Origin of the sequence: Neobacillus thermocopriae, from assembly GCF_010975035.1 — a bacterium.
GTDB lineage: Bacteria > Bacillota > Bacilli > Bacillales > Cytobacillaceae > Neobacillus > Neobacillus thermocopriae.
In genome coordinates this window covers 1-15918 of sequence record NZ_JAAIUV010000029.1, presented here as the reverse complement: position 1 = coordinate 15918, position 15918 = coordinate 1, and the positions used below count along the sequence as shown (strand labels likewise).

Here is a 15918-nt window from a genome sequence, read left to right as displayed (position 1 = left end):
TGAATTTCATTCTTTCATACTAAATTTACGGATTTTTTTGGAAATCACATTAAAAGTATCATATAAAGGAACAATCTTACCTTGCAATCCACATTTAGCCTCATTTTTGGAATGAATTCGCTGGTTCATGGTTAACAATAATGAAAGGAAAACCTTCAAAAACTAAGGAAAGGGATGAGTTCATTGCCAAGAATGAGGCCCAATTTTACAAAAAGCCCATACTTTGTTGATGAACCAGGAAATTGGCATTTAAAACCTGGTGCACCTAAAGAATTACAAATAGAACTAAAGAACTATTTAAAAAGTTTAGAGGACGATTATCAACCGGGTACTATAAATGGGGTACATATTGATTACCCTTTTGAGCGGTAAACCAAGATTATTATCAAATGTATAACTTAATAAAACCTGAAATATATCTTCATTCAATTACAAAATAACAAGAAAACCTAAGGGGGATTAGTAATGAATGCAAACCGTGTAAAGCAGATATTATCTTCTCCAGCAGATGTTGAAGTGAAGTATAATGGGGTATCTGTTTGGATTGATAAACTTAATGAAGATGGCACAACAGCAACTGTCCATTTGAGAGGGCCGCTAGAAGAACGGACCATTGTTAATATTAGTGAACTTCAAGAAGAGTAATGTATAAACGAATAAAATTGAAAAAGGCAGGATATATTTCTCCTGCCTACAAAATTTTTTTTAAACTTCTATTCCTAATCCTTCCCTCTTTACGAAACTTCCATAAGCTTCTCTGTTCATACTAATTGTTCTTCTTTTCCATAGAAGTATGCTTGTCCATAGGCTGCAGTATCAATTTTTTATCTCTAGCAGTTTACAGTTCATCTCAAATAAGACTCATTTATTCTATCGCTTTAACTTAAATTGGCAAATCGTTCAAGGTCACGATTTTCTCCAATTACTACAAGAACATCTCCCTCGTCAATAATTTTATCTGGTGGCGGAGAAATTGTTAATTCATGATCCTTTCGAATGGCAATTACACTAAGATTATACTTCGCTCGTATATCCAGCTCTCTTAGTGTTTTATCTTTCATTTTCTCAGTAGCTCTTACCTCCTCTACACTATAATTCTTTGATATTTCTATAAAATTTAGTACATTGGGAGATAAAAGTTGATGAGCCACTCGAATTCCCATATCTCTTTCCGGGAAAATCACCCAATCAGCCCCTACTTTTTCCAAAACTTGGCCGTGTAACTTATTTAATGCCTTAGCTATCACTTTTTTAACGCCTAATTCTTTCAATAGTAAAACACTTAATATACTAGCTTGGATATCATTTCCAATCGCTACAATTACCGTATCAAAATTACGAATGCCAATTGCTTTTAAGCTTTCAGGATCTGTAGAATCAGCAATCACTGCGTGTGTAACGAACTCATTTGAGTCTTCTACCCTCTCCATATTGACATCCACTCCAAGTACTTCCTGACCAGATTCATATAACCTAGCAGCAACACTTGATCCAAATCTCCCCAGTCCAATTACTGCATATTGCTTTGCCATGATGCTACCTCCTTGACTGCGAAAGATTATTCCTTTTCTCTACTTTTTCCATTCTGTCAATTATTATTATTATTTAAATCCTTGCAATAAAAATAATCATTTGAGTGAGGTATCTCACATACAGGTTCATGAAAGATAACTATAATTTTGTGAAGAAAATTTTATTATTTATGGAGTTAGATTAATTTGAGAAATGAAGGGGATAATACATTTTGATTGGATTCAAGGGGGATTTTAGATGAATCAAGGTACAAAACAACTTTATATTCAGACTGGAAGTCTTGTGGCAGGATTTATGGTATGGGTGCTCATTTCTTCACTTATGCCTTATATTAAGACAGATATTCAACTAACTTCCACACAAATCGCTTGGGCAACCGCAGTTCCTGTTATTCTAGGATCGCTATTACGAGTACCAATAGGATATTGGACCAATCGATTTGGAGCGAGATTATTATTTACTATTAGTTTGATTGTTTTAACGATCCCAATTGTCATTATTAGTATGGCAAATTCATTATTTATGTTAATCATTGGTGGTTTTTTATTAGGGATTGGGGGAGCATTATTTTCAGTTGGTGTTACATCATTACCAAAATATTATCCAAAGGAAAAACATGGTTTCATCAATGGAATTTATGGAGCTGGTAACATTGGAACAGCGATTACTTCCTTTTTAGCTCCTGTTCTTGCGGATAATTTTGGCTGGCGAACAACCGTTAACATCTATTTAATCATCGTTTTAGCTTTTGCCATTCTTAACTTTTTTCTAGGTGACCGAAATGAGAAAAGAGTAAATCACCCTCTAACAGAACAGATAAAAAATGTTTATAAAAATCCAAAACTATGGTTTTTAAGTTTGTTTTACTTTATTACATTTGGTTCTTTTGTCGCATTTACCATTTATCTTCCTTCGTTTTTAGTTAACCATTTTGAATTAACCAAAGTAGATGCTGGATTACGTACAGCTGGTTTTATCGCCCTCGCCACTATTTTTCGGCCCGTGGGTGGCTGGCTAGGTGATAAAATTAATCCTTTTCTAATTCTCATGGCTGTATTTTTTAGCCTTACCTTTGCAGGATTCCTTTTATCTTTTACACCTTCATTACCTATATATTCCTTTGGGTGTTTGTTAGTTGCCTTTTTTGCAGGGATTGGCAATGGAGCAATATTTAAATTAGTTCCACTCTACTTTTCAAAACAAGCAGGAATTGTAAACGGTATTGTTTCCGCAATGGGAGGTCTTGGAGGTTTTTTCCCTCCAATTATTTTAACCATACTCTTTAACCTTACTGGTCATTATGCGATTGGATTTATGTCACTATCTGAATTTTCTTTAGCGAGTTTGGTTATTGTTGTTTGGCTATATTATCAAGAAAGACTTGATATAACTTCTAAAATTGTAAACCAAGCAGTAGATGGAATCTGTGTAACAGATGTAAATGGAACGATACTCCGGGTAAATCCTGCTTTCACAAGAATTACCGGTTATACTCAAGAAGAAGTAATTGGAAAAACGATGAGTGTGCTACAGTCAGGCGAGCACGGCCAAGAATTTTATGAAAAAATGTGGGATAGCCTACTATCAAATGGCTATTGGGAAGGATACATTTGGAATAAACGAAAAAATAATGAAATTTATAAAGAATGGTTGACAATTACGGCAATAAAAGACGATTCCGGTGAAACAAAGAATTATGTAGGAATGTTTAACGAAGAACATGAAAAAAACAAAAATAACTAGCAAAAAAGGAGATCTTCATTTAGGATGATCTCCTTTTTCGTGTTACAAAAAATTTTTACAACTTTTTGTCAAACTCCATGAGTTCACAAATCCTTCACCTTTTTTGTGATGTTTATCACAAAATTATTTCAATCATCTCGTTTATATTATCAGTGGAAACAACGAATCATTTATTATTTAAAGATGTATATTAGGAGGAAACAATATGCCGCGAATAACATATTGGAACCCAGAGGACGAAAAATTCTGGAATAATGAAGGTAAAAAACATGCGAGACGTAATCTTTGGATCTCTGTTCCATCTTTAATGCTTGCTTTTATTGTTTGGCAAATTTGGTCTGTTGTTGCCGTTCGACTGAATGATATTGGGTTCAATTTTACAGAGGCACAATTATTGACCCTTGCGGCAATACCTGGTCTAGTTGGTGCAACTCTTCGATTTGTTTATACTTTTGCTGTAGGTTCGATTGGAGGTAAAAACTGGACTGTCATTTCAACAGCAATATTAGCCATACCAACAATTGGAATCGGAATAGCTGTTCAAAACCCTAATACCCCCTATTCTGTTATGCTATTACTCGCTGCCTTATGTGGCTTAGGGGGAGGAAATTTCTCTTCTTCAAGTGCCAATATTAGCTTCTTATTCCCGAAAAAAGAAAAAGGAACAGCACTTGGTATTAATGGCGGTTTAGGCAATATGGGGGTTTCTGTTGTACAATTCGTAACTCCATTAGTTATCTCATCCGGTACATTTGCGTTGATTGGGAATAAACAAGTTTTAGCAAATGGGCAAGAGGTTTGGTTACAAAATGCAGCCTTTATTTGGGTAATCCCGATCATAATCATGACATTCCTTGCATTATTTAAAATGGATAATGTTCCTGGAGCAAAGCAATCTGTAAAAGATCAATTTGTTATCGTAAAACGTAAACACACTTGGATTATGACCATTCTATATATAGCAACATTTGGTTCTTTTATTGGCTACTCTGCAGCATTTCCTTTATTATTAAGATCTCAATTTCCAGAATACGTTTCACTCGCCTTTCTTGGTGCCTTAGTTGGAGCTGCAGCCAGACCTATTGGTGGATGGATATCTGATAAATTTGGTGGTGCAAAAGTAACTGCCTTTGTATTAGTCACTATGGCAATTGGCGTATTTGGTGTCATTTACTTCTTAAATTCAAAACAGTTTGCTGGTTTCTTAGTTTCATTTTTAGTTTTATTTATAGCCAGTGGAATTGGTTCTGGATCAACATTTCAAATGATACCAAGCATCTTTATTCCAAAAGAGGCTGCACCAGTTATTGGTTTCACAGCTGCATTTGCTGCATATGGTTCTTTCTTAATACCAAAATTATTTGGATGGTCTGTCAACACAACTGGTTCCTATGTACCAGCATTTTATTTCTTCATTGCCTTTTACGTAATCTCCATTGGATTAAACTGGTATTATTATCAAAGAAAAGCAACTGTTACAAAAGTAATCGTCAAACAAGCCGGATAAATATCCGGCTTGTTTCATTTATATATGCCATTTATTTCAAATGGCAGAGGGATTAACCTTCATTTACGGGACTTCCGTAAAAAATATTATAGAATGTTTATTTTATAACATTTTCTCCCTTTCCATCTTTTTATTATCCATAAACATAGAAACTAGAGAATATTTTTTACTATCTATTTATTTTATAATCTTGTAAAGGTAATAATCTTTTTGATAAATAATAATAATTTTTTCTCAGATAAATTGACCTAATTAAAATTATCTATTATGATTTCACCATATTCTGTTAGGGGGATGTTTTATTATGGTGAGTCGTAATTTAAAATGGGTAGCTGGAGGGTTAGAAGCCTTTTTAGGTATTCCTATACTCGGAGGCTTTTTTATCATATTATGGAATTGGGCTCCATTAGCTATTATGTTAGTCTTACACATCATTACCTTAATTTACTCCAATAAAGAAGGAAAGGTAAAAACTGGTCCTATATTAGGCATTGTTTCTTCTGTCGTCGGACTTATCCCAATTGTGGGTTGGTTTTTACATATTATTACTGCTATTTTCCTTTTAATAGAAGCTGGAAATAACAAATAAAAACAGGCTATACATTTTTTTATCTCTCCCTCAATTATAGATGATTATTTTAAAAAATGTAGATTGTGAAAATTGTTGCTGACACGTAAGGCCTAATTAAGTAATGGTAGGTAAATCTTATAGTCTAACAACCTATTTCGGTAGGATAAAAAATATCGCCCATTTTGTGTGTTAGTAATTTAAGTGCGGAATCAACTTAGAGTGAACCAAAAAAGTAAAAAGCCATCCTCTTAGTAGGACGGCTTTTTCATTTGATGAATCCCCTAACACATTTCTATGTGAATCCTCATCACTTTCCCATCAATATACATATTTCCCAAAACAACAACTTTACTAATAATGCGTTTATTTTATTTTTTCAATTACTCAAAAATGCTAACCTCCAAGCTTTAAGTTGATCTTGTAGGCAAAAATATATTAAAAGTTGTTCCTTTATTCGGTTTACTCTCAACAAAAACTTTACCATTATGATTTTCAATAATTTTAAAGCTAACCATTAATCCAAGCCCATTACCATTTTTTTTAGTGGTAAAGAAAGGGTCACCTAATTTGTTCAGTTTGTCCTTTGGTATTCCAACACCTGTATCTTGAATTGAAATGTGGATATTGTTTTCATGGATTCTCATTCTAACATGGAGATCTCCACCACTTGGCATCGCTTCAATTCCGTTTTTTATTATATTCAAAAATACTTGTTTTAAACGATTTTCATCACATATTATTTGAATGATATCTTGATCATAGTCTAAATGAATGCAAACATGGTTTTTCCTTGCTTCAAATTCAAGTAGAGACACCACATTTTTGATGATAGAGACTAAGTTCTTTTCTTCCAATTCCACATCCTTTGGTTTTGCCAATACCATAAAGTCTTCCACAATGTTGTTAACTCTCTCAATTTCATCAAGTATGATATTTAAAAATTCAATTCGTTCAGGATCTTTTTCATCTAATTGTAAAAATTCTGCGTACCCTTTCATGGAAGTTAACGGATTTCTAATTTCATGAGCCACCCCTGCAGCCAACTGACCAACCGCAGCCAATTTATCTTGACGATGGAGCAGTTCCTCTTGTTTTTTTCGTTCCGTTATATCATTACGAATCGAAAGATACTGGTATGGTCTCCCTTTATCATTTAAGAATGGAACAATGGTTGTATCTACCCAATAATAAGTTCCGTCTTTTGCCTTGTTTCGAATCTCCCCTTTCCACACTTTACCTCCACCAATCGTTTTCCATAATTCTTTAAAAAACTCTTTCGGATGATACCCAGAGTTTAATAACCTGTGATCTTTCCCCATTAACTCTTCTTTTTCGTATTTTGAGATTTCACAAAACTTCTCGTTCACAAAAGTGATTATTCCTTTTTCATCCGTTATAGCAACGATTGATGACTGATTAAGGGCAAAAGTGATATCTTGAACTTCCTTGATCGATTCCCGCAAACTTTGTTCCGCTATTTTTCTCTTCGTAATATCCGAGAGAATGGCAATAAATTTAACAGGTTTCTTTTGTATATCTAAAAATGGAACGATGGTTGTATCTACCCAATAAATAGATCCATCCTTTGCTTTGTTGCAGATCTCCCCTCTCCATATCTCACCAGCTTGAATTGTACTCCATATATTTTGAAAGTACTCTTTCGAATGGTACCCAGAATCCAATAACTGATGGTTCTTACCAACAATTTCTTCTTTTGAGTACTGGGAAATTTCTTCAAATTTTTGATTTACATAAGTAATGGTTCCAGTCGAATCCATAACTACCACAATTGTCGAAACATCAATCGCCTTATTGATATCCATTAGATTCATATTAGATGTGACTGGTCGTTTACTACCAAGATAGAGAAATCGTTTATTCTTATTAGATGATTTTGTGAATGTAAACCTATTTAAAACAAAATATAAAGATATTATGGTTAACCCTGTTGCAATGATAATAATTAAGGGATAGTAACCAACCGAAACTTCATTCATTAACAAGCATTCCCCCAGATCGGTCTATTTTCAAGTCTGATTGTCATAAATCATACAATTATGAAGTACTATATACTTTATCATAATTATGTCTTTAACTAGAAGTACAGTCTTGAGAATTTTAGGTCAAAAGTCTCAATTTCAAAAAAATTTAAAGATTATTAAAAATAACCTACACAAATTTCTTATTTTCGTTTATACTGTACTATAACAATTAGTCCATAATAAATCTGTACTAATAAAGGAGGAGCAAATAAAATGTTAATGAGTCCAGTTGAATTTTTCCGTCAATTACCAAAAAAGATTTGCCCTGAATGTGGTCAGCATATGGAGGAACAAGCTGAGTCTTATCTAATGGAATGTGATCGTTGTCTTTCAAAAAGGGATGAATAAATTATTTTTTTACCTTGACTGTTATACAACAAATTAAAATTTGTTCGGCTGTATTATTATAAAGGAGGAACAAACAATGTTAATGAGTCCGGTTGAATTTTTCCGTCAATTACCAAAAAAACAATGTCCAGAATGTGGTCAATATATAGAAGAACAAGCTGAATCCTATTTAACAGAATGCGAACGTTGTCTTTCAAAAAAGGTGGAATAACGAAAAAACTCTCCAGTTAAAACTGGAGAGTTTTTTCCTTCCTATTTAATTCCTATATTTTAGGAAGCTCTCGTATTTCCTGAATCATTTCTTTGCCACACATTGGGCATAGTAAATCATCCGAAACAAATTCTTTTCTCATCCAACCGATACATGTTTCATCCATGCAAGAGAAAACCTCTGTCTCTACTAAGATTGTTTCCAGTTCTTCATCTTTACCTCGTTTGCCAAAAAAAATGGGAACCGCCTCCTTTTTAATCGTAGTATGCCCAAAAATGGTGTTATTCATTTCCAAAATTTCCTTATTAATGGATAAATTGTAATTGTTAATTCATCTGGCTGGAAAATATGTATTGAAGAAAAATGCGGTTTACCTATAAATATATAATCACTTTAGTACGATACATAAATACTGTCATCCAAAACTTTAAAAACTAGGACATCTATATCCGTTTTTTGATGTTCACAAATTATCCATGTCTTTTTTTCATAAACTTCTTTAAATTAATGGTAGGAGGGAAATTGATGAAAAAAATATACATTATATGTAGCCTTGTTGTGATTCTCGGAATAGCCGCTGGAATTACTTTTTTTCTTATTCGAGATGCGAACATGGCCATACCGGAAGATATAACATTAATTAACCAGAATAGAGAATCATATACCTTTGGAAATGACCGGACGAAACTAAAATTAATTGAATTTATCTACACTAACTGTCCTGATGTTTGCCCAACCACTACAGTTAAAATGGCCGAATTAAAAAATGAATTGATAAAATCTGGTGATTTCGGCAATAAAATTAAATTTATTACGATTACAATTGATCCTTATAATGATACACCCGAAAAATTATTAAGTTATATGAAAGCTTTTGGGATAGAAAACAGTGATTCTTGGATATTCCTAACCGGAGAAAAGGAAAATATTAAAAAGGACCATGAAAAAATTAGAAGGGTTGCAGAATCTTTACAGTTTCAATATAAAGACCCTGGAAATGGACAATTTGTTCATACAACATTCACTTATTTAGTGGATGAAAACAATAACTTTATCGCAAAATTTCCAATGGGAAAAGATTTTAATAAAAAAGAGGTTTATAATAAAATAAAGGATAAAATGAACTAAATAAAAGAAAAAGCGGTTAGTCCATGAGATTAATCGCTTTTTTATTACCATTTTCTCTATCTAGTACAGGATTTGGGATATTGATTAATTTGCTTCAAGGATAAATGGTAATTGGATTTCGGTTTGGTTAAACTCACTTTAATTCCTGCCTTTTTTAATTTATTTACGAGTTCAATTAGTTGTTTTTTCGCCATATCTATCACCTTCTTAAATTAATTTTACATCAAAAATGTGAATAAAGTGTGAAAACGGATAATCTTTTTCAAATTTTTTCTTTATTTGTTTTTTCTTTTGTTACGTTCGTTCTTTCAACGATTCATGTTATAATTAAAAGTAATTTGTTTTTTTGGAGGATGCCTTTCATATGATCACAGTAAGTAATGTTAGTCTAAGGTATGGGGACCGAAAATTATTTGAAGATGTAAATATTAAATTTACCCCAGGCAATTGCTATGGATTAATTGGTGCAAATGGTGCCGGTAAATCTACCTTTTTAAAAATTTTAGCAGGAGAAATTGAACCTCAAACAGGTTCAGTACAGCTTGGACCTAATGAACGTCTGGCTGTATTAAAACAAAATCACTTTGAATACGAAGAACATGAAGTATTAAAAACGGTTATTATGGGCCATACACGGCTTTATGAAGTCATGCAAGAAAAAGATGCTATTTATATGAAGGAAAATTTCACCGATGAAGATGGGATGAGAGCGGCAGAACTTGAAGCTGAATTCGCTGAGTTAAATGGTTGGGAAGCAGAATCAGAAGCTGCCATCCTGTTAAAAGGTCTGGGAATTGGTGAAGAACTACATCACAAGAAAATGGCAGAATTATCTGGTGCGGAAAAAGTAAAAGTTTTACTAGCTCAAGCCTTATTTGGCCAACCTGATGTTTTATTATTGGACGAGCCGACCAACCATTTAGACCTTAAAGCCATTCAATGGCTAGAAGAATTTTTAATCAACTTTGAGAATACAGTTATTGTTGTTTCCCATGACCGTCATTTTCTTAATAAAGTATGTACACATATAGCCGATTTGGATTTTGGCAAAATTCAAATCTATGTTGGTAACTATGATTTCTGGTACGAATCAAGTCAATTGGCATTGAAAATGGCTCAAGAAGCTAATAAAAAGAAAGAAGAAAAAATTAAAGAATTACAAAGTTTTATTGCTCGATTCAGTGCAAACGCGTCCAAATCTAGGCAAGCAACCTCACGAAAAAAATTATTGGAGAAAATTACGCTTGAGGATATTAAGCCATCTTCCCGGCGCTATCCATATGTAAACTTTACTCCTGATCGTGAAATTGGGAACGATTTGTTAAGGGTCGAAGGACTAACAAAAACAATCGACGGTGTAAAAGTTCTTGATAATTTGAGCTTTATTATGAATAAAGGGGACAAAATTGCCCTTGTCGGAACAAATGAATTAGCTAAAACTACATTGTTTAAAATTTTAATGGGCGAAATGGAGCCTGACAGTGGAACGTATAAGTGGGGTATTACCACCTCCCAAGCCTACTTCCCGAAAGATAACTCGAAGTACTTTGAAAATTGCGATTTAAATCTTGTTGATTGGCTCCGCCAGTTTTCACCGAAAGATGACAGCGAAAGCTTTTTACGAGGATTTTTAGGTAGAATGTTATTTTCTGGTGAAGAAGTTCTAAAGAAAGCAAGTGTTCTTTCTGGGGGCGAAAAAGTTCGTTGCATGCTTTCAAAAATGATGCTTAGTGGTGCCAATGTTCTTCTTCTAGATGAACCAACAAACCATTTGGATTTAGAATCCATTACCGCTCTCAATAATGGATTAATAAATTTTAAAGGATCAATGATTTTTTCATCTCATGATCATCAATTCATACAAACCATTGCTAATCGTATTTTTGAAATCACTCCTAAAGGATTAATTGATAAGCAAATGACATATGATGAATACTTAGAAAATGAAGAACTTCAAAAACAAGTTGAAGAAATGTATAAATAATTCATACACCGAAACTGTTAATTAAGAAAACACCAGAGCTTTAAGGGCCAGTCAATAGGTCAACTAATGACTATTGATGGCCCTATATTTTTAACTTAGAAAAATTCAACATATCTATTCCAAATAGCGAAACTCTTAGCATCCCATTTCTAATGTTTCATTTATCTTTTCGTTTTTCTTCTCGATGAAGCTTCTACTCTTGAACCCGTTTCGATTGTTGTGGTTCCTTGCCCTTCCACCTGTGGTGAATCAAGCCCTACTGTAGACGGGTCTGCTTTCTTTTTACTTTTCTTTCCCATATAAGCCACCTCCATCTATAGCTTTTGAAAGCAGAATCTATCTTATGCGGAATATTTACACCATACTTTGGGAAGATAATAAATGAGGAGGTGTTTGGATGGCAAGAATTGGAGTAGAACAGTCACTTACAAATATTCAACAAGCTCTACGTGAAAAAGGATATGAAGTTGTAGAATTAAAACAAGAGTCAGACGCACAAAACTGTGATTGCTGTGTTGTAACTGGCCTTGATTCAAATGTTATGGGTATGCAAGATTCTGTTACTAAAGCTTCGGTCATTGATGCAAACGGTTTGTCTGCCGAAGAAGTTTGTCAGCAAGTGGAGAACAAACTACAATAATCTCTTCCTCTTTTCAAAGACTAAAGGTTACTCTTTAGTCTTTTTTCTTTTTCCTATTTAATGAGAAGAAGTCATTAGATATAATGAATAAGGATATTAGGATTAAAGGATTGAAGTAAATGGTAAATGATTTCTGGCCACCCATAATTTTATCATTAAAAGTTGCCTCTATTTCATCAGGTATTTCCTTGTTATTTGGGGTTATATTGGGAAGAATTCTGGCAGATAAAAATTTCAAAGGTAAAATGATACTTGAAACCTTTTTATTAATGCCCATTGTATTGCCGCCCACAGTTATAGGGTTTTTACTCATTTTCTTTTTTGGGAGAAATAGTCCCATTGGATCTTTTGTTGAGAATTTTTTCGAAACCTCGATTATATTCACCCCACTAGCAGCAGTGATCGCTTCAACAGTCGTTGCTTTTCCACTTATGTACCAAACGGTCAAAACAGGATTTCAATCAGTTAACAAAGATATAGAAGAAGCGGCCAGAGTGGATGGAGCAACAGAGTTAAATGTGTTTTTACACGTTACATTACCACTCTCATTCAAATCTATAATTACTGGTTTAATCCTCAGCTTTGCCAGAGCACTGGGGGAATTTGGTGCAACTCTTATGTTTGCTGGCAACATCCCCGGAAAAACACAAACAGCACCTACCGCTATATATATTGCGATGGAAACAGGAAACTTAAAATTAGCCTGGTTATTAGTTGGTGCGATGGTATTCATTTCATTTCTCATGCTATTCACAACAACGATAGCACAAAGTAAGCCATGAAAAGGTGAACCCTTCCATGGCTTATTAAGAAGCTATAATTTTCTCGTCCATTTCCGTCCCACAACCACACCTAATGCCGCTATGAAAAAGATTAAGATGCCAATAAACAAATACTTATCCTTTAAACTTACATCTTGTTTTTGTTTGGTTGACTCCATTTTTGCAACATTTTCCGTTTGATGTTCGTTTAATTTTAATTGGACAGTCTGAATAACTTGACCATTGTTTCCTACCACGGAAAGCACTCCATCACTGTTTACTTTTTTAGTGGACCCATTTATCCCCTCAGTAATTAAGATATCCTTTTCCGGATAAAATTCCTTTGTACCATTCTTAAATATTTGTCCCTTTGACAAAGTTGTATGCTGAAAATCTTTAAACCCAAAATCAAATAAAACAGAAGTATCGTCATATTTTTCTTGTTTCTGGTCGGATTTTAATACGACGGCTGTTAATTTCAAATTCCCATTATCTGCGGTTGTTGCTAAAGTTTGTTTTGACATGGATGTATAGCCGGTTTTTCCACCAGTCACTTCTGGATATGGAAATTCTCCAGTTACCATGCGATGATGAGACTTAATGGTGGTATTCCATGCTTGACCTGTCCATACAAGTTCTTTAGCACCAAATATTTCAGCAAAAACAGGATTTTTGACCGCATAATTAGTAATCAATGCTAAATCCATCGCAGTTGTATAATGATTTTCATCAAACAAACCACTAGGGTTAGAAAAATGAGTATGGTTGACACCAATTTTCGTTTTTAAATATTCATTTATATTTTTAGAAAAATTTTCCACACTGCCATCTAAATGTTCCGCAACCGCTACTGCTGCATCATTTCCAGAGTTTATTAACATTCCTTGTATAAGCTTTTTAAGAGGAACCTGTTCTCCTTCTACTAAATATACTCTTGTTCCATCTTGTCGAACAGCATTTGCACTAACAACGGCAATACTGTTTAAATCACCTTTCTCTATTGCATAAATAGCAGTAGCAATTTTTGTAAGACTTGCTGGGTACATTTTTGCATCGGCATTTTTCGTATATAGAACGGCATTTGTTTCAGTATCCAAGAGTACAGCAGCTTCACTTTTTATATTTAACTGTGGGGTTTCCTCAGCTAATACTTTGGGCTGAATCATAAAAATCAATAAATAACTTATTAAAATAATGAAAATTTTCTTCAAATAAAACACCCTAACTAAAATAAGAATATGCTTTTTTATTTTAACAGATTTCCAAACATTTCAACGGATTTTTTCCAAAAAAAACGTTTTCTTTACACATATCCAGATACTCATCCTTTACTCTTTTTTGAAGTCCTATAAAAATTGAAAAAACTGCAGCCAAAATCTAAACGCTTATCGTTCACTCATAAGCCTTTTTCATACGGTATTGAACCCCTCTAGATAAATCAAATAATAAAATGCCTGCCGTAACGGATAGCTGATGAGACATATTTATCATTGGCAATGACAATCATTCTTGAGCCATCCAAAGTCTAGAGATGATCTCTAGTATACAAGCTGATGGGGTTAGGATGATACTTGATATGAAGACAAGAACTGTTAATCGGACATGGCATAATCCTAGAATAACGTCTATCGATAAATCATTCCATGACTATTCCATTTTTTCCAATAATACTTGATTAATAGTATGAAACCAATTATAAATGGAACGAAATAGTAACCTATTCGATAAAACAATAAAAGGATCAATACTTTTTCATCAGCTATTTGTAAATCTTGCATCCCCCATATAAAAACCAAATCAAAAGAGCCTAGCCCACCGGGTATCATACTGATAATACCTACACAAGCAGCCGCAACATATACAGGTAATAAATCCGACAGCATCACATCAAAATCCAAAATTTTTGTTAAAAAGAAAATAGAAAAAAAGATGGCACTCCACTCAATGAATGAGATGATGATTAATTTTAAGCTTTCCACAGCATGAATGGCTACAAATTGTCCCTTTTTGGCATTCATTCTTTGTATGAATAAAATAAGCGGTAAGTACAAACAAATGGCGATGACAGCAAAATATATCCATCTTGAATCAGTAAACAGAGGGAATTGAGGAAATTCAATAGCAACAATCCATGATAAGACAGACATTCCTGTCAAATAAAAAAGAGAAATAGAAGCAATCACAGTAATAAGTTTTCGCTTATCCTGTTCATGCTCATGAAAAAAATATGTACGTAGCATGGCACCGACCAAACCGCCAAAACCTATAAAATTCGAAAATGAATTTGCAATCAGTGACTTTTCTAATAATTCTTTTTTTGAAATCCTAGCCTTCAGAATTTTAATTAAAGCCACATCATAGTTTAGTATCGGCAAGAAAGCAGCAAAGTTTACTACTAGAACGAATAGCACCATCCATACATCCAGCTTTTCCAATTCTTTCTCAAGGAGCTGTAAGTCCACTTGACTAATAAATTTTTTGATTTCATAAGTTGCTAATAATAATAAAAATAATGGGAAGAGAAATTTAGTTGTTTTTAGGATTTTTTTCTTATTAATTACCAACAAAATTACCACCTATTTTTTCATTCCTGAGTTTACTATAAACTTTTCCAATGAAAAAACAAAGTAATACTTTTGTTCTTAACTATAAATTATTTACATACATCCATTCTTTTAAACTTAACTTTTATTTTAAAAATTAGACAAGTTTTACCTCCTATCCTGCATATGTTTGAATAGGACAAATTTCTGAGGAGGTTATTAAGTGAGGTTTTTAGTATTTAAGAAAGAAACTTTTTTATTTTTCTTGGCAGCTGGAATTATGCTAGCCTCTGTTTCTGCCTGGTTTATGTTAAAGGCAGGTGATGCAGCTGTTTTTAATCAAGAGTCCAGCGAAAATATTCGCGAAATCCATATGGTGACAGTAGAATACAAATCGAAGAAAAAAAATGGTGAGGAAATCGAAGTTTATCGATGGGACCCTGGAACAATTAACATTCATAAAGGAGAAAAAGTAAGATTATATATTTCAGGCATTAATGGTGAAGAGCATCCATTTTTCATTGAAGGAACAGATATAAAAGGAACCGTGAAAAAGGGAGAAGAAACTGTTGTTCCTCTACAAATTAATAAAAAAGGCACTTACCGATTAATCTGTGAGGTTCATTCCAACCGCGAACATAACGGTCCAATGATTGCTGATATAATCGTTAATTAAAGAAACAGGAGTAAATTCCTGTTTCAGATTGTAGACAAAAGGCATTCCGAATAAGCTTAATTCGAAATGCCTTTTCAAATTTTAAGCAATTTGTGGTCTATATAAACTTTAATTTGACCCCTACGGGGTCAATTATTATACCATTTTTGGACTAGTCCAAGTCCAGTTTGCCAGTTTCTTTAAATTCATTGCAGCAAAAGTAAGCATCGCCTGCATGGACAATTTTTTAAG

Annotated in this window: 19 protein-coding genes; 12 read left to right on the top strand and 7 right to left on the bottom strand. The window is 33.5% G+C overall.

Going from position 1 to position 15918, the window contains the following annotated elements:
- Positions 1 to 192: 192 nt before the first annotated feature.
- Positions 193 to 372: a hypothetical protein gene (locus G4Z05_RS14660; protein WP_240465401.1), complete on the top strand. Its 180-nt coding sequence runs from the start codon at positions 193 to 195 to the stop codon at positions 370 to 372.
- A gap of 93 nt (positions 373 to 465) precedes the next feature.
- Positions 466 to 645: an H-type small acid-soluble spore protein gene (locus G4Z05_RS14655; protein WP_163252551.1), complete on the top strand. Its 180-nt coding sequence runs from the start codon at positions 466 to 468 to the stop codon at positions 643 to 645.
- A 233-nt stretch (positions 646 to 878) separates the two neighbouring features.
- Here G4Z05_RS14655 and G4Z05_RS14650 read toward each other — a convergent pair whose 3' ends face one another.
- Positions 879 to 1532, bottom strand: coding sequence for a potassium channel family protein (locus tag G4Z05_RS14650; RefSeq protein ID WP_163252550.1), 654 nt, complete (start codon positions 1530 to 1532; stop codon positions 879 to 881).
- Positions 1533 to 1770: 238 nt separating this feature from the next.
- Here G4Z05_RS14650 and G4Z05_RS14645 point away from each other — a divergent pair, with 238 nt between their 5' ends.
- The 3 genes from G4Z05_RS14645 to G4Z05_RS14635 all read left to right on the top strand — a co-directional run bounded on the left by G4Z05_RS14645 (position 1771) and on the right by G4Z05_RS14635 (position 5372).
- Positions 1771 to 3276, top strand: a complete 1506-nt coding sequence (locus tag G4Z05_RS14645) for a nitrate/nitrite transporter (protein WP_163252549.1) — start codon at positions 1771 to 1773, stop codon at positions 3274 to 3276.
- 205 nt (positions 3277 to 3481) lie between these two features.
- The gene (locus G4Z05_RS14640; protein ID WP_163252548.1) at positions 3482 to 4783 is read left to right on the top strand and encodes a NarK family nitrate/nitrite MFS transporter; all 1302 of its coding nucleotides are present in this window, start codon (positions 3482 to 3484) and stop codon (positions 4781 to 4783) included.
- 304 nt (positions 4784 to 5087) lie between these two features.
- A complete protein-coding gene (locus G4Z05_RS14635; RefSeq protein ID WP_163252547.1) occupies positions 5088 to 5372 on the top strand; it encodes a hypothetical protein in 285 nt (94 codons plus the stop codon).
- Positions 5373 to 5761: 389 nt separating this feature from the next.
- Here the strand turns inward: G4Z05_RS14635 and G4Z05_RS14630 are convergent, their stop codons facing one another.
- Positions 5762 to 7351: a PAS domain S-box protein gene (locus G4Z05_RS14630; RefSeq protein WP_163252546.1), complete on the bottom strand. Its 1590-nt coding sequence runs from the start codon at positions 7349 to 7351 to the stop codon at positions 5762 to 5764.
- 258 nt (positions 7352 to 7609) lie between these two features.
- Here G4Z05_RS14630 and yhfH (G4Z05_RS14625) point away from each other — a divergent pair, with 258 nt between their 5' ends.
- The gene (gene yhfH / locus G4Z05_RS14625) at positions 7610 to 7744 is read left to right on the top strand and encodes a protein YhfH (RefSeq protein WP_163252545.1); all 135 of its coding nucleotides are present in this window, start codon (positions 7610 to 7612) and stop codon (positions 7742 to 7744) included.
- 76 nt (positions 7745 to 7820) lie between these two features.
- Positions 7821 to 7955, top strand: a complete 135-nt coding sequence (gene yhfH, locus G4Z05_RS14620; RefSeq protein ID WP_163252544.1) for a protein YhfH — start codon at positions 7821 to 7823, stop codon at positions 7953 to 7955.
- A 52-nt stretch (positions 7956 to 8007) separates the two neighbouring features.
- On the opposite strand, the gene G4Z05_RS14615 is transcribed toward yhfH (G4Z05_RS14620), so the two are convergent.
- Positions 8008 to 8244, bottom strand: a complete 237-nt coding sequence (locus tag G4Z05_RS14615; RefSeq protein ID WP_205597580.1) for a cold-inducible protein YdjO-related protein — start codon at positions 8242 to 8244, stop codon at positions 8008 to 8010.
- 236 nt (positions 8245 to 8480) lie between these two features.
- Between G4Z05_RS14615 and G4Z05_RS14610 the strand changes: the two genes are divergently transcribed.
- Positions 8481 to 9083: an SCO family protein gene (locus G4Z05_RS14610; RefSeq protein ID WP_163252543.1), complete on the top strand. Its 603-nt coding sequence runs from the start codon at positions 8481 to 8483 to the stop codon at positions 9081 to 9083.
- Between the two features lie 56 nt (positions 9084 to 9139).
- Here G4Z05_RS14610 and G4Z05_RS14605 read toward each other — a convergent pair whose 3' ends face one another.
- Entirely contained in the window at positions 9140 to 9277 is a 138-nt protein-coding gene (locus tag G4Z05_RS14605) for a hypothetical protein (RefSeq protein ID WP_163252542.1), read from the bottom strand.
- A 170-nt stretch (positions 9278 to 9447) separates the two neighbouring features.
- Here G4Z05_RS14605 and G4Z05_RS14600 point away from each other — a divergent pair, with 170 nt between their 5' ends.
- Complete coding sequence (locus G4Z05_RS14600) at positions 9448 to 11067, top strand: ABC-F family ATP-binding cassette domain-containing protein (protein ID WP_163252541.1); 1620 nt, start codon at positions 9448 to 9450, stop codon at positions 11065 to 11067.
- Positions 11068 to 11228: 161 nt separating this feature from the next.
- On the opposite strand, the gene G4Z05_RS14595 is transcribed toward G4Z05_RS14600, so the two are convergent.
- Positions 11229 to 11366, bottom strand: a complete 138-nt coding sequence (locus G4Z05_RS14595; protein WP_163252540.1) for a YuzL family protein — start codon at positions 11364 to 11366, stop codon at positions 11229 to 11231.
- A gap of 98 nt (positions 11367 to 11464) precedes the next feature.
- Here G4Z05_RS14595 and G4Z05_RS14590 point away from each other — a divergent pair, with 98 nt between their 5' ends.
- Together G4Z05_RS14590 and modB are read left to right on the top strand one after the other, a co-directional pair.
- Complete coding sequence (locus G4Z05_RS14590; protein WP_038535590.1) at positions 11465 to 11707, top strand: YkuS family protein; 243 nt, start codon at positions 11465 to 11467, stop codon at positions 11705 to 11707.
- Positions 11708 to 11826: 119 nt separating this feature from the next.
- Positions 11827 to 12489 (top strand): molybdate ABC transporter permease subunit, encoded by a 663-nt coding sequence (gene modB / locus G4Z05_RS14585; RefSeq protein ID WP_163252539.1) that lies wholly within the window; start codon positions 11827 to 11829, stop codon positions 12487 to 12489.
- A 32-nt stretch (positions 12490 to 12521) separates the two neighbouring features.
- Here the strand turns inward: modB and G4Z05_RS14580 are convergent, their stop codons facing one another.
- On the bottom strand, positions 12522 to 13679 hold the full coding sequence (locus G4Z05_RS14580) for a D-alanyl-D-alanine carboxypeptidase family protein (RefSeq protein WP_240465400.1): 1158 nt from the start codon (positions 13677 to 13679) through the stop codon (positions 12522 to 12524).
- A 414-nt stretch (positions 13680 to 14093) separates the two neighbouring features.
- Complete coding sequence (locus G4Z05_RS14575; protein ID WP_163252538.1) at positions 14094 to 15032, bottom strand: lysylphosphatidylglycerol synthase domain-containing protein; 939 nt, start codon at positions 15030 to 15032, stop codon at positions 14094 to 14096.
- 202 nt (positions 15033 to 15234) lie between these two features.
- On the opposite strand from G4Z05_RS14575, the gene G4Z05_RS14570 reads away from it, so the two are divergent.
- Positions 15235 to 15687, top strand: coding sequence for a cupredoxin domain-containing protein (locus tag G4Z05_RS14570; RefSeq protein ID WP_163252537.1), 453 nt, complete (start codon positions 15235 to 15237; stop codon positions 15685 to 15687).
- The last annotated feature ends 231 nt before the right edge of the window (positions 15688 to 15918 follow it).